An 11,485-nucleotide genomic window follows, 5' to 3' on the forward strand; every position below is an offset into this window, starting at 1 on the left:
ATTATAGAGATATTCGTGCCTTTTTTGGTGTATAAAGAAAATTAACGGCTAGTGATTTTTTATCACCAACCATTAAAAGTGTACAGCCGATTTAATTGGATAGAATGATAGATAGCGCGCCCTCAAGTTTGGGGGTGCGTTTTTTTGTGTGTAATTGGTGGAAATGGATAAAAGTTGTTGAGCGTTTCATGTTTTACGAGGAGCTTGTCGTAGATTAAACAGATGAAGTGGGAGCTATGGACATTTTATAAAAATACGAAGAAGAGAAAGTGAGTCATTTTACCTAAATGCGTTAAGTATTTCACGACAAGATTGTCCACTAAACAAGATTGAAATGCCGTAGCGTTTCGTATAAGCTTAAAGAGATTCGAAGTAAGAGGAATAACCTAGATCCGTTAACAACTAGAGAAAGGACGACTGATTCATGCATCAAAGTTATATCCGTTTTTGGCGTCACGCGTTTGATTATAAAGGGCGAGCAAGTCGACAAGACTTCTGGGTGCCGACCTTGATACACTTTGCCCTATACATACTTCTTTCCGCAATCTTGAGTCTGCTTCTAGGCGATTTGTCTAGAACTGGTGTGATTGCGCTATCCGTGTTTAAGTGGGTACTCTTTATCCCTCAGCTTACTCTGATGGCACGTCGCTATCACGATGTCGATAAGAGTTTAGCTTTCCCACTTATTCTATTTATCTTTTTCTTATTTTTAGATATCAATGACTTTATTGATAATCTGTTCTATCGCAACGATCCGATTATTGATTACACTGATATTCTGGCGTATATTTTGACCGCAATTTATTATTTATTGCTCATTTATTCGTTGATTGTTTGTCTGCGGAGGGGCAATGTTTCAGTTAATCGTTATGGAGAACCTCCTGTCACTCAAAGTGGTAAAATTGAAGAATGATGTTAAAGCGGTAGCTAAAATATGGAAAATTGCGGGATTTCAGTACATTCGCTAATGAAACTTAGGTGTCGGTCTGCGATGCGATTTTATAGGCATAAGTAAAGGCTTGAGTCGAGAGACCCAAGCCTTTTAATATATCTTATTTACTGAATTTATCTTTTACTTTATCAATAGCATCTGTAGCTTTATCTTTTGCTTTTTCTACAGTTTCTTTAGCTTTACCTTCGCCTTTGTCAGCGTCACCTTTGTCTTTTAAGTTTTGGTCGTCTGCTACTTCTCCTGCTTTTTTCTTAACGTCGCCTTTAACTTGATCAAATTTACCTTCAGCCATGTTAAATACCTCCATTTGAGTATTGTCTGAGACACGAATTAAATTAGCTCATGGAATTGTGTCACAGTTCATCTTATTTTAAAAAGACACATCGTCTTCTTAATTTATTTATATCCATCCGTTGATAGATTAAACATTTAAACTCACATTTTATTCATTTCAGCGTTACATTTGTTGCTTATATGCATAGAATTTATACGCATGATAAGCATGAATGTCGTGGTGTTGGTGAGTTATTTTAAAAAAATAGCAAGAAGAAAAGATTTAATCCATATAATTTGGGTTATCCTTGTTGAGCACATAATTTCCTGTGGTTAAATAGCTCGCATAGGCAGACCAAATCACGTACGGCAGCATGAGGAAACCAGCGAGTGGACGTTTCTTCAAGTAAATCGCCGTCGTCGTAATTACTGCACCTAACAATAGAAAGCTATCAACAAGTGCAAGTCGACGCGCTTTCTCTTTGAAATACAGTAATGACCATGCGAAGTTGAGTCCTAGTTGCACATAATGAGCAATTGTTTCCGCCATATGTTTGCCTCTTCTCACTTTCACAAGCACATACGCTACGCCCATCATTAAATAAAGAATCGGCCACACGATAGGAAAGGCTTTCTTCGGCGGTGAAAAAGGCGGTTTCTTAAACTTCTTGAAGTCTTTCGGCGCTTCTTTAGCAGTCATCTTACCAATTAAACTACCCCCTGCTAGTGGAGTAAATAGCTCTACAATTCGTCGTATGATATTCATTTCTACACTTCCTTACTTTTTTAGTAGTCGGGCACACTTAAATTTGTGTTTTATAGATGTTGCACCGTGGAGGAATGCGATCTGTCGCCCACTTTTCATACAATAATCTCTGATACTGTATGTAAGCCGCTTCACCATAGACCTTCTCATCACCATAAACGAAAATGGGTGGTAAAGACTCGGCAGAAAATCGAGATTGATGTTGCGTTATGATGCGTTCTAAATGATTTAAGTCCTCTCGGAACTCTGATGACCGTTTCCCACCACGTTGTTGATGCTCCTCATACATCGCTCGCAACAATGCATACGCATCTAGTAGATATGGCTTACCATCATGATAGACATGCTTCACAATCGGGTGAGACAAATAGCGCGTGTTGCCTTCAATAATCTCCATTTCAGCAAGACACACTCTAATAATTTGATAAAGCTCAAGCACCTGCTTCGACAACCGTCGATTATCAAGAAATTGCGCACTTTGATGGTGATCCGAACTGACCCTAAAGATTTGCATACACATTCCTCACTTTGCATTACTACTGTGTGTATACCACTTTATTGACTTACTCAAGCAGAGTAATGTTCTATCGTACAACTAAAAAATCTCCCACCTTCACAGATGAGAGATACACATTTAATTCAATGTCATATTTTCTTTTTCTAATATCATTTCTTCGATTTCGTTATTTTCGTTCAACACGGCTACTTTAGGAGCGTGACCTTGAAGCTCTGACTCTTCTAATTGTACATAAGTCATGATAATTACGACATCGCCAACTTGAACGAGACGTGCAGCTGCACCGTTTAAGCAAATTTTACCACTGCCTCGTTCACCAGCAATGACGTAAGTCGCAAAGCGTTCGCCATTATTGTTATTTACAATCTCAACTTTCTCATTGGGTAAGATGTCCACTGCGTCCAGAATATCAGAATCTATCGTTATACTACCTACATAATTCAAATCTGACTCTGTAACACGTGCACGATGAATCTTTGAATGCATCATTGTTCTATACATGTTTAACCGATCTCCTATTTCTATATTTCTTCGAGATAACATAGTTATTAAATCACAATTTGAGGTTTTGAACAATGTGCAGGTGTTTCGCGACAATTACTATTAAATGATAAGTGTAACGAACTAGTAATGTGCTAAGCTAATAGTCCTTTAACGATCCTATTACTGCTTGCGCATGGCTCTCTAAATATTCTGCATTAGTCAATCGCATACTCCCATCACTTTCACCGACAAAGTAAGATTTCTCCGCGTGTTTGAGTAGCTCATAATCATTCGCATCATTTCCGTAAGCTATATAAGGCTTTTCTCCAATTACTTTTCTTAATGTCTTGTATTTATTAATATTTTGCGCTGTGATATCAATATTATTCTCACGACGATGGTAATGAATTGAGAGAGCTGACTCAAATTTTTTCAATTCTTGTTGAACTAACTCAAACAACTGCTCGTCGAGGTCGATAAGTATCACTTTAATTGGCTTTTCAACATCCTCTATAGTAAGACGATTGGCTAAATGTGATGGATCGAGTTGTTTAAATATCGCGTTCTCAGGACTAACATTAGCCGCATAGTCAAAGGAATCATCAATAATATATTGTAAATTGTACTTATGGATCAGTGATTTAATATGGTTAAATGGATCCTCAGAAATACTTTTCACAACTGAAATTTGATTATCTTGAGAAATAATTGAACCATTTCCTCCAATTAATGTATGATTTTCAAAACCTTGTACAACTAGAAGTAAATCACGAATAGGTCTCGCAGAAGCAAAGATTACTTGATGTTTTGTAGCTATATTCTTAATTTCTTTCTGTAACGGTTCCTCTATATACATACCGTTGAAACAAATTGTCCCATCCACGTCCATCACAAATATCATAAGTTTTCTCCTCTTTCTTTCATAAGCCGCTTCTAAGGTAAGTCTGCCCGATGTCTTACATATAATATTTTTAACAGCTGCTCATCGAATTTATCATTTACTTAAGTTGAAGATGACAAATAGGATAATCCCTACCCTGACCATCTTGTGGAGATTCACTATATTTTTCAAAGCCATTTTTTAGATAAAACTGCATCGCTGAAGCATTATCTTTATTAACATCAACATAGCGAATGTTTTCTTCATTTATGAGATACTGTAGTATTTCTGTTCCATGCCCTTTATTAAAATACTGTGGATCGAGAAATAACATTTCTAAGTTTTCATCGTTTGTACCTGAGAAACCCACTAATTCGTTCTCTTTATACCACAGATACGCATTTACGTAGTTTAAGTAAGTTGGAATCTCTGTTTCTAATTCTTTTCTATCTTTTTCAGCTAAAAAATCATGCGTTGCAAGTACAGATCTTTTCCATATATCTAGGACTTTGTGATAGTCTTTAGCTTCTAATTTTTCTTTAATAAGTCGCATATGTACCTCCCAGTAATAAATGGTTAAGCCCACCCTCATATGTGTCATATTCTTGGATTATTACGAATTATTTATTAATTGTAAGAGTTTTACTATATTAATTATATAGAATGTCATTGTATTAAAATTTTATTTTCATTATATATTCCAGCATTAAGCAGGTGACAAATATGAGAAAACTATTAGATAAATACTATTTACCATTACATTTGCGACCATTTTAATTCTATTCGCTTTTCCGATGACTGATATCTTTACCACTAATTTATTATTTTACTCAATTCTCTTTTTAGAAGTATTGTGTAGCACATTCATAGTGGAGACAATTTTAAATAACAGAAACACCTTGCAACAAAAAGCTAAAAAGTTCTGTGTATCTCTACTACCAATTAATGCCATCATTATAGTAGTATTCTTTGTATTTGTTATGTAAAGTACAAATTTGTATACCCTTAATTATGTCGCTGTTATAAGTATTAATCCTAGTAGTTAATACTATTTCTAACTGCACAAATTATCCTCCACTAAACTTATGATAGTGGGGGATAATTTGTATAATGTTCTCCTATTTATCTTTTCTTTCAATCAATAACTACCGTCAGATAAATAATTCAATTTTAACGATAAATACACTATCTTTATCCATAAACGAGCTCTCCGTCTATTTTTTCAACAAATAAACTGTCTTCCTCTTTCTCTAACGCTTCTAATTTTAAGAGATCTTCATCTGTTAGTTTTGTATCACGTGAATAAATAATGGTATTGTTACCTATCTTAGCTACTAACAAATTATCTAGATCTAGCGCTTTATAAGAGTTAAATAATTCAATTATATTAGTTCTTTCTTCTTTATTAAAGTCAGCTAAATCTAATCCAGGATTATAATTTACCTTTTCACAATCTTCTTTTTTATTTTTCCATGGACTCTGTTCATGTGCAATATCACTTAGATTTTTATAATTATCACTTTGTCCAAACATAAAATTAATAATCTTTAGTAATTTTACTGTCTCATCATCTAGACTATCATGATTTTCTTTAGTTAACTTCATACCATTATTTTTAAAATCAATATAAATATCTTGATAAACGGATCCATCCATATAACCGACCACTTCTTGTTTGATTAACTTTCTTCCATTTATTACGTAATTAAAAGAGTCAGCGAAGTACAATAACTGATTTAATGTCAGGTTACTCTCATACGTATTCTCTTGTATCTTTAAATTGTTGTTATAAAACCAATTGGCAACGTCATAAACATCATATTGGCTAATCATATAAAATACCTCCATTACAAGCACATAAGCTCATATAAAAATAACAGCATACATCTGCTGTAAAAGTGTGAACTAAACTTACTATATTTTACAAGAAGTTTTTCTAATCACTTATCTTTCAATATTTACCTGAATGCGTTGTTTTATTATAATATAATTTATTTCACTAGATGTATCTACTCTTTTGAAAGGTCTCGAATATATATTTTACGCCTTTATCAACAGGTAAGGGTTGTCAATAAAGGCGTGCATTCATAATGGTTTATGAAGTTTTATCTAACTTTTTTTTCAAAAATTACTCAAATTCGTCATCACTCAAGTACAAATAAGCAATGACCCCAATAGGTATGCCAAGTAAAGGTGTAGTAAGTATACTAGCTATTATCACATATAATGTTAGCCTCAAGACTTCATTAGAATCCCACTTCTTGTTTAATAAATAATTCTAGATCTCCTCTATACTCATATATTTAACCTCCTCTGCATTTTATACTAATCAGTATTTTAATATTTTTCTTTTAAATATCTTACTATAAACGGTATAAATATCAATAGAATTGTTAGAGATGCAAATAACCAAGCTTCCCTAGCACCCAATATCAATGTAGTTTTGGACGAAGAAGGGTTAATAAATAATGAGGTGATAGCCGTATATAACGCTATACCTATATTTTGAACCATTCTCTGCGCTGACCCGACTGTTCCTTGCATACTTTGAGATACAGAGTTCATTATTACCGAAGTGTTAGACGGGAGAAACAAACCTCCTCCAACCCCATAAATGAATAAAAATAAAAAGAACAATAATGGTGTTAAACTACTTTTAAACAGCCCTAAACTACCATACGCTATAACCATAAAGCCTAATCCAACAGACATTAATACGATGTTATTAATCCGATTCATTAATTTACCTGCCGTTTTCGAAATAAGAACTAATCCTAAAGGAGAAGCTAAATTAACTATCCCTATTTGCCATGACGAGAGATGACTTATTTTTCCTAAAATATAGGGAGGTACAATAAACCCTAAAGATGTAGCACCACCAAATACAAGTATAGCCAACACCGAAACTGAAAATGAGAAGTCTTTAAATAACCGTAAGTTCAGTATAGGTTTCTGAACTTTTAGCTCCCATTTAATAAATACACAAAAAGCTATAATACTAATGAGTATAAATCTATACACCGAAAATTTCGTTATAGATTGATGAGCCCACGAAATCAAACCTAGTAACAAACAACAAACCGATACAAATAATAATGTGTTGCCACATAAATCTAAATTGACAGAAATGTTCTGTTCTTGTACTACACGCTTTTTCAGTAACCAACAACCTACTAATCCTACGCACACAAATGGGATATTGATCCAAAATATCCATCGCCAATTCGCAATCGATAGTAATACCCCTCCCAAACTCGGCCCTAGCACAGGCCCTATACCCAATATGATACTTAAAGTTCCAAATGCAGATCCTTGTCGTTCTTCTGAAACATTAGTAGTAATTATAGCAGTGGCCGTCCCTTGTAACATTGCTGCTCCTATACCTTGTAGACCGCGAAACATAATTAATTGTAAAATGTGATTAGAAATTCCGCATAAAACAGAGGCTAGCAAAAATACGAGTAGTCCAATGCTATAGATATTAAGCCGATTATATCGATCACTTAATCTTCCAAACACAATAATTGTGCCTGTTAAAAGCAAAGTATACAACGTAACAGTCCAAGTTATAGTTGTTGTATCCACGTGAAACCTTTTAACTAAAGTGGGTAATGCAACATTAATGATGCCGGTATCTAAAGTTGATAAAAACACACCCATTCCAGCGATAAAAACAACGATTCGTTCAAAATACTTAGAAACAACGTTCATCTATCAACCCTCCCTGTTCACTACTTTAAGCATATCGTTATAACATTTCGGTTAGCGCCGAAATAATAATCAGTTATGATAAAGAGTGAAAGCAGAGAGGATGAGTCGATGTATTCAGATTTTGCAGAGAACATTTTACTAATAGGTCATAAGACACGACTTACTATGTTGATAGAGCTTTCAAGCGGGAAAGCACTTCCTGCTGGAGAATTAGCGAGATTAGCACACGTAAAACCGCAGACAGCAAGCGAACATCTCTCGAAATTAGTGAAAGCAAATTTAATTTCAGTAGAATCATGGGGACGCCATAGATATTACAAAATTACTAACGATAAGATTATAAACGCGATAAATGCTTTAGCAGTGATTTCTCCTTCAATAAATAATAATTCCTTAAGGGAAACGACTAAAAAAGAAAAGTTATCCTATATGCGTTCATGCTATGGACATCTTGCGGGAAAGATGGGCGTATGGTTCACTGAATCTTTACTAGAAAATGGCTATCTTAAAGAATTTGAAGAATATTATATATTAACTCAAGAAGGCAAAGATTGGTTTAAGTTAATAGGACTCGAAACTGAAAAAAGTATGTATGCGAAACCTATTCCAAAGCACATTGATTGGACCGAACGAAAATATCATATCGCCGGTCCTGTAGCTCTAAGGATTACTAGACAATTATTCAAACTATCTTGGATTTATGAAACGGATACAAATCGCTGTCTTGAGATAACTCGAAAAGGAAAGGAAGCCTTTAAGAAGTATTTAGGTATGGATGTGTGTGGGTGAAAAAAAGAGATAACATTAGAATCATAATTTCACTTGCTTTATATGAAATAAAGAGGGATAATAAAATACAAACAGCGGTACATATCTGCGGAGTGTACTTGAGGTTAACTGTTGCGACGGTTGCCTCTTTTTTTATAAATAGTTAGTTTAAGTTCAACAATTTTAGGTTCAAAATTTTATAAGGGACCTCCCAATTAAGATGTTTTTAAGTCTAGTATTAATTTCATTCAAAGCATAATTAGATCCTTCTTGAGTTACTTTTGCTAAGACGCCCCTCTGTCACATTACGCTTAATCTCACGAGAAACTGTAGAGACTGAACGATTAAGATGTTTAACAATCACTCTCATAGAATAGTTTTCTTTTTTAGTATCTTTATACTTGAACGCTCATATATAGTAAGATGTAAATAGCTCATATTGGCACTCCCTTGTATTTGTTTTTAGTGGTGTATTAACATCTTACAATAAAGTGCCAATTATGGGTATTTTTTATGAAATTTTGAATGTTGCTCTTTATATTGCAATCCGTCACTCGAAAAAATAAGCATACAGATAGATTTTCACACAGAATTAAAAGATGAATATAATGAAAATTTTGTGATAATACATTTAGCTAGAACTTATGTGAGTAAGACCCCTTAATAAAAGGTGGTAAGGAGAGATTTCAAATGGATAAAATAGAAGCAAATGGTTTACAAATATCCTTATTTAAAGGAAAAAATGATGATTATATCAGTTTGACTGATATAGCAAGATATAAAAGTGATACACCAGCAGACGTGATTAAAACTTGGTTACGTTCTAAAGATACAATACAATATTTAGGAGTATGGGAATCATTAAACAATCCAAATTTTAAAGTGGGCGAATTCGACCACTTTAAAAATGCTTCTGGTACAAATGCTTTTACTTTATCACCTTCAAAATGGATTGAGGCAACTAATGCTATTGGTATAATTTCTAAAGCTGGACGGTATGGGGGTACATATGCACACATCGATATTGCTTTTGAATTTGCATCATGGGTATCTCCCGAATTTAAATTATATATTATTCAAGACTACCAACGATTAAAAGAACAAGAAAATGATACCGAAAATATAGAATGGCAATTACAAAGATTAATTAGCAAAACAAATTATACTATCCATACTGATGCTATAAAAGAAAACCTGATAAACTCAAACTTATCAAAACAGAAAATCGGGTACACATATGCCAACAAAGCTGATATTTTAAATGTTGCTATATTTGGTTATACTGCAAAAGAATGGAAGAGCCTAAATCCTGATAAAAAAGGAAATCAAAGAGATAATGCATCGATAGAAGAATTAATAGTTATAAGTAACCTTGAGTCTAGAAATGCAGAATTAATAAAAGAAGGGTTTTCTCCGAAAGAAAGACTAGTAAAACTAAATGAATTAGCAAGATCACAGATGGAATCACTACTAAATTCTAAATCATTACCAAAATCTGAAAGTGATCATTTACTTGAATAAAATTTTATTGTATTTAAATTTGGATCTTTTTATATATCACGCATTGTAAAATTAAGCTAGACACTTAAACACTAAAAAAGGTCATCTGTGTTAAACTCAATTCATAATAACCACAAAACAAAAGGAGTTTAACCAGTATGACCTATTCCCATCTTACCATGGACGAAATTTCAATGCTAGAGACTTATTTTACACAAGGCTTAAAAGTATCCGATATGTGCCAGCGCCTCAAGCGCGCGAAACAAACCATATACAACGTTATTAATGCGTTTAAAGAAGGTCTCACAGCGATCGATTATTATCAACGTTATAAGCGAAATAAATCACGTTGTGGTCGTAAGCAGATTAGCCTTCCTAAAGATCAAACTTCCTATATTCAACATAAGGTTAATCAAGGATGGTCTCCCGATGCTATTCTCGGGCGTAAAGAAAAGCACGTTAACTGTTCAGTAAAAACGTTATATCGCATGTTTCATCGAGGTACTTTCCCTACAAAGAAACTTGCTATGAAAGGCAAACGTAAACCTAACCACCATAAAGAACGTAGAGGACGTCATCGTTTTCTACGTAATATTTCTACACGTAAAGATGAGTTTGAACACTTCGATAAAGAATTTGGTCACTTTGAAGGTGATACGATTGTTGGACGTCATCATCAAAGCGCCATTATCACTCTCGTCGAACGTCAAACGAAGTTTGCGATTACGCTAAAACCTCAGGGTAGAACAGCACGTGATATTCAAGAATCACTTGATGAAATGTTAGAAGCTTGTCCTAGAAATCTCTTCAAATCAATCACTTTTGATTGTGGGAAGGAATTTTCTAACTGGAAAGCTATAAGTAACAAGCACGATATATCTATTTTCTTTGCTGACCCTGGCACTCCTTCACAGCGTGGGCTTAACGAACATACGAATGGGCTTTTTAAGACGCCATGGTCTACATAAAGAGATGGACTTTAATCAAATCAATGACGAGGAAATGATTAAAATAACACATAAGTTAATTCATATTCCCCGTAAATCTCTTAATTATCTTACACCTGAAGAAAAATTTTTGAGTTTAATTGAAGATGAAAAACTGTCTAGCTTTTTTGATGAATGATATTAGATAATTTATGAAGCTGTTTACCCCTAGTGTACTTGATCGTTAAGAAAGTGTTAATAATAAAATTTCATATGTTTCTTTTCTTCCTTATAATATTTTAATCTATCCTCCAAAGTACCTGTATGCAATTCTAATTTATGGCCGTCTGGATCAGTAAAATATATTGATTTTTTATCTCTAACATCCCTTTGGCGTCCGTTAAGTATATTTACATTATTTTCTTTCAACCATTTATACCAACCATCAAACTCTCTTTCGTCTATTGAAAAGGCTATATGAGTATAAGAATACTGAATTTCATTTCGAGGTATATCACTTTCTTCATTAAGGGCTAACCATACGCCGCCAACAGTAAAATAAGCCGTATTTTTACCTTCTAATAAAATTTTAGCTTTTAATATATTTTTATAGAAATCCACAGAATTTTTTAAATCGGAAACAGAATAAGTTACATGATTTATTGATTTTATCATTTAAATCCTCCTAATTATTACGGAGTATTTACAC

At 33.7% G+C, this 11,485-nt stretch carries 12 protein-coding genes and 3 pseudogenes; 4 read left to right on the forward strand and 11 right to left on the reverse strand.

The features are described 5' to 3' along the window. Positions 1-424: 424 nt before the first annotated feature. Complete coding sequence (locus CD126_RS11660) at positions 425-913, forward strand: DUF805 domain-containing protein (protein ID WP_049405330.1); 489 nt, start codon at positions 425-427, stop codon at positions 911-913. A gap of 139 nt (positions 914-1,052) precedes the next feature. On the opposite strand, the gene CD126_RS11665 is transcribed toward CD126_RS11660, so the two are convergent. From CD126_RS11665 to CD126_RS11705, 9 genes and pseudogenes are all read right to left on the reverse strand, one after another. After that, positions 1,053-1,244 carry a CsbD family protein gene (locus tag CD126_RS11665; protein WP_002472386.1) on the reverse strand — a complete coding sequence of 64 codons (192 nt, stop codon included), beginning with the start codon at positions 1,242-1,244 and terminating at the stop codon, positions 1,053-1,055. A 264-nt stretch (positions 1,245-1,508) separates the two neighbouring features. Then, complete coding sequence (locus CD126_RS11670) at positions 1,509-1,991, reverse strand: TspO/MBR family protein (RefSeq protein WP_049405332.1); 483 nt, start codon at positions 1,989-1,991, stop codon at positions 1,509-1,511. 37 nt (positions 1,992-2,028) lie between these two features. Beyond that, the gene (locus tag CD126_RS11675; RefSeq protein ID WP_103370519.1) at positions 2,029-2,505 is read right to left on the reverse strand and encodes a pyrimidine dimer DNA glycosylase/endonuclease V; all 477 of its coding nucleotides are present in this window, start codon (positions 2,503-2,505) and stop codon (positions 2,029-2,031) included. A 120-nt stretch (positions 2,506-2,625) separates the two neighbouring features. Next, the gene (gene panD / locus CD126_RS11680; protein ID WP_002472341.1) at positions 2,626-3,009 is read right to left on the reverse strand and encodes an aspartate 1-decarboxylase; all 384 of its coding nucleotides are present in this window, start codon (positions 3,007-3,009) and stop codon (positions 2,626-2,628) included. Positions 3,010-3,148: 139 nt separating this feature from the next. Continuing rightward, positions 3,149-3,892 carry an HAD-IIB family hydrolase gene (locus tag CD126_RS11685; RefSeq protein WP_049405336.1) on the reverse strand — a complete coding sequence of 248 codons (744 nt, stop codon included), beginning with the start codon at positions 3,890-3,892 and terminating at the stop codon, positions 3,149-3,151. A 97-nt stretch (positions 3,893-3,989) separates the two neighbouring features. Beyond that, the gene (locus CD126_RS11690) at positions 3,990-4,424 is read right to left on the reverse strand and encodes a GNAT family N-acetyltransferase (protein ID WP_049405337.1); all 435 of its coding nucleotides are present in this window, start codon (positions 4,422-4,424) and stop codon (positions 3,990-3,992) included. Positions 4,425-5,062: 638 nt separating this feature from the next. Further along, positions 5,063-5,704: a Panacea domain-containing protein gene (locus CD126_RS11700; protein ID WP_049405338.1), complete on the reverse strand. Its 642-nt coding sequence runs from the start codon at positions 5,702-5,704 to the stop codon at positions 5,063-5,065. Between the two features lie 295 nt (positions 5,705-5,999). Beyond that, positions 6,000-6,137: pseudogene (locus CD126_RS12055) on the reverse strand (VraH family peptide resistance protein); the annotation flags it as partial. A gap of 71 nt (positions 6,138-6,208) precedes the next feature. Further along, positions 6,209-7,582, reverse strand: a complete 1,374-nt coding sequence (locus CD126_RS11705; RefSeq protein ID WP_103370520.1) for an MFS transporter — start codon at positions 7,580-7,582, stop codon at positions 6,209-6,211. Between the two features lie 108 nt (positions 7,583-7,690). Between CD126_RS11705 and CD126_RS11710 the strand changes: the two genes are divergently transcribed. Beyond that, positions 7,691-8,371 (forward strand): ArsR/SmtB family transcription factor, encoded by a 681-nt coding sequence (locus tag CD126_RS11710; protein ID WP_049405339.1) that lies wholly within the window; start codon positions 7,691-7,693, stop codon positions 8,369-8,371. 283 nt (positions 8,372-8,654) lie between these two features. On the opposite strand, the pseudogene CD126_RS12365 reads toward CD126_RS11710, so the two are convergent. Further along, positions 8,655-8,788: pseudogene (locus CD126_RS12365) on the reverse strand (helix-turn-helix domain-containing protein); the annotation flags it as partial. 252 nt (positions 8,789-9,040) lie between these two features. Between CD126_RS12365 and CD126_RS11720 the strand changes: the two are divergent. Next, positions 9,041-9,871: a KilA-N domain-containing protein gene (locus CD126_RS11720; RefSeq protein ID WP_049405342.1), complete on the forward strand. Its 831-nt coding sequence runs from the start codon at positions 9,041-9,043 to the stop codon at positions 9,869-9,871. A gap of 137 nt (positions 9,872-10,008) precedes the next feature. Continuing rightward, positions 10,009-10,975, forward strand: a pseudogene (locus CD126_RS11725) (IS30 family transposase). A 56-nt stretch (positions 10,976-11,031) separates the two neighbouring features. Here CD126_RS11725 and fosB read toward each other — a convergent pair. Further along, entirely contained in the window at positions 11,032-11,451 is a 420-nt protein-coding gene (gene fosB, locus CD126_RS11730) for a FosB/FosD family fosfomycin resistance bacillithiol transferase (protein ID WP_049405346.1), read from the reverse strand. Positions 11,452-11,485: the final 34 nt, after the last annotated feature.

Source organism: Staphylococcus pettenkoferi (assembly GCF_002902685.1).
Lineage (GTDB): Bacteria > Bacillota > Bacilli > Staphylococcales > Staphylococcaceae > Staphylococcus > Staphylococcus pettenkoferi.